Here is a 1,303-nt window from a genome sequence, read left to right on the forward strand (position 1 = left end):
TACCACGTCGGCGACATCCCCCTGGCCCGCCGGGTGCACGGCGCCACCGGCACCACGCTGGCCCGGACCTGGGCCGGCAACCGGCGTGCCTACCTGGGCACCAGCGTCAGCGGATACCCCAACCTCTTCCTCCTCATCGGGCCCAACCTGCTCACCGGCACCACCGCCGTTCCCACCGTCCTGGAAGCACAGCTCCGCTACGTCACCGCCGCCCTCACCCACCTGCGCACCAGCGGATACACCGCGCTGGACGTCAGGCCCGAAGCCGAGGAAGCCCATCAGAAGGCCCTGCACGAGGCGCTGGACACCACCGTCTACAACACCGCCGGCGATTCCGGCTACTACTTCGGCCTCCCGGGCGTCAACACCTTCTGCTGGCCCTGGTCGACCGGGAGGCTCGTGAAACGCCTGGACGCCTTCGATCCGGACGTCTACACCTGGACGCTGCCGGGGGGCCTGCCGGCCCAGGCCCGCGGCGAGCGGGACGCTCTGCCAGCATCCCCGCCGGGGCCGGTCCAGTAGGTGCCCGCCATGTACCCGTGAGGGCCGGAGGGGACGCCCCCTAACCCGGGCCTCCGGGCTCGAAGCCGGCGAGCATCTGCTGGAGCGCCTCCTGGTCCGGTCCCACGAACGGGCTGATGCCCGGCACCGTGCCGAGGGTCTCGATGAACTGCGAGGTCAGGCCGATCGCCGGGGGCAGGTGGGTGGACAGGATCGTGTCCGGGTCCATGGAGCGCAGCGGATCCACCGTGGCGAGGAACCGGTCCGAGTCCACTAGTTGGACCCAGGGACTGTCCACGCTCGCCCACAGCCGCTGGGCCCCTCTCAGCTCCCCGGCGTGCACCACCCCGACGTCGGGGCTCATGGCGGCGTCGGCGGTGGTCATGGGGGCGCCGAAGCAGTCGGAGCTGAAGCAGGTGCGGGAGCGGTCGTCGTAGAAACCGACGGTGGCCGGGTTGTCGAACAGCGGCGGCCGGAAGGCGTGGAGCTCGCGGTCGCCCACGTCCAGGCTCTGGCCGGGGTTGAGGAAGTACACGCGGTCCATCGGCAGCGGGTGCTCGGTGGACATCGCCCCGGCCCCCAGGAAGGTGGTGACCACACGCGCCCCGGGTGCGGCGTCGAGCAGCGCGAAGAGGCCGCCCGTGTGGTCGCGGTCGGGGTGGGTCAGCCAGATCCACCGCACGTCGGCGGGGTCGATGACCGAGCCCAGCGTGTTGAGGAAGTCACGGTCGGGCAGTCCGAGGCCGGTGTCGACGACCACCGGCTGCTCGGCGTGCAGGACGAAGGCGTTGACGGGGATGAA

Annotated in this window: 1 protein-coding gene and 1 pseudogene; one reads left to right on the top strand and one right to left on the bottom strand. The window is 71.4% G+C overall.

All coding sequences use genetic code 11. From position 1 onward, the window contains the following. A pseudogene (locus OG447_RS32215) lies at positions 1-522 on the top strand (cyclohexanone monooxygenase); the annotation flags it as partial. Between the two features lie 40 nt (positions 523-562). Here the strand turns inward: OG447_RS32215 and OG447_RS32220 are convergent. After that, the coding region (locus tag OG447_RS32220; protein WP_266941203.1) for an MBL fold metallo-hydrolase at positions 563-1,303 on the bottom strand (741 nt) is incomplete at its 5' end.

It is taken from the genome of Streptomyces sp. NBC_01408 (genome assembly GCF_026340255.1).
Taxonomy (GTDB): domain Bacteria; phylum Actinomycetota; class Actinomycetes; order Streptomycetales; family Streptomycetaceae; genus Streptomyces.